The sequence below is a fragment of the Nocardioides daeguensis genome, assembly GCF_019192965.1.
Taxonomy (GTDB): Bacteria; Actinomycetota; Actinomycetes; order Propionibacteriales; family Nocardioidaceae; genus Nocardioides; species Nocardioides daeguensis.
On the sequence record NZ_JAHTKU010000040.1, the window covers coordinates 1 to 946 of the forward strand.

At 63.1% G+C, this 946-nt stretch carries 1 pseudogene; it reads right to left on the bottom strand.

Annotated elements, in window-relative coordinates:
- Nucleotides 1-528: 528 nt before the first annotated feature.
- Nucleotides 529-822: pseudogene (locus KU893_RS22390) on the bottom strand (transposase); the annotation flags it as partial.
- Nucleotides 823-946: the final 124 nt, after the last annotated feature.

The following is a 946-nucleotide window of genomic DNA, read 5'->3' on the forward strand; positions in this document are numbered from 1 at the left end:
CGTGACGAACTGGAAGCAGGCCCTGGGCCAGCTCGCGATCGCCTATCCCGACCGCATCAACCCCTACCTGTAAGCAAGAAACCAACCACGAGGGACCGATCGCTTACACAGGAATCTTGACAAGCTCTCGCCCGATGTCACCTCCACAACCGCGCGCGGCGCAGTTCGACCCTTGATCTCGAGGAACGGACGACGAGGCTTCATGGGAGCAAGGGTGAGACTCTGCGCACCTCGCACCTTCACCCAACGCCGTTCGTAGCCCCTCTTGCCAGCAACCACCACCGAGTAGCGGCCCGGTGAAACACCTGTGTAGGTCACCGTTCCATCGCCGTCGTAGCGCATCGCTTGCAGAGTCTTCCCGCCCACGCCACGCAGCTCGTCGCGGACTTCGCCTGTGCCGACTCCCACGACAGGAACGACGACGGTCGCGCCGCGAAGGACAGGCACCCGAACCTTGATGTTTTGCTGCGCGGAGGTGATCGATACATCCGCTGGGCCTTACCCCCGGATCTTGGACACGGGGTGTGATTACGCAGCCGTGGGCAGCGTAGCGGTGTAGCCGGTCTCGTAGGCGACCGGCGAGGTGTAGCGGCACCAGGAGTGGCGTCGCTTGGTGTTGTAGCGGACGAGCCACCTGAAGACCTGCCTGCGGCACGTCAGTTCGTCGTTCCAGCAGGCGGCGTCTTGGAGGACCTCGCGTTTCATCGTGGCGTTGAACGACTCTGCTAGGGCGTTGTCGGCCGACGACCCGACCGCCCCCATCGACTGGGTGACGCCGAGCTTCCTGCAGAGCTTGGCGTACGCCTTGGAGCAGTAGACGGCAGGTTCAACCAGTCGATGCAACACCGTTCTGTAGTAGGGAGCGTAGTTGCTCCTCGAAGACCTCAGCAGGTGTCTTCCATCCGAGGGTCTTGCGGGGCCGGTTGTTGAGCGTGTGAGCGACGGC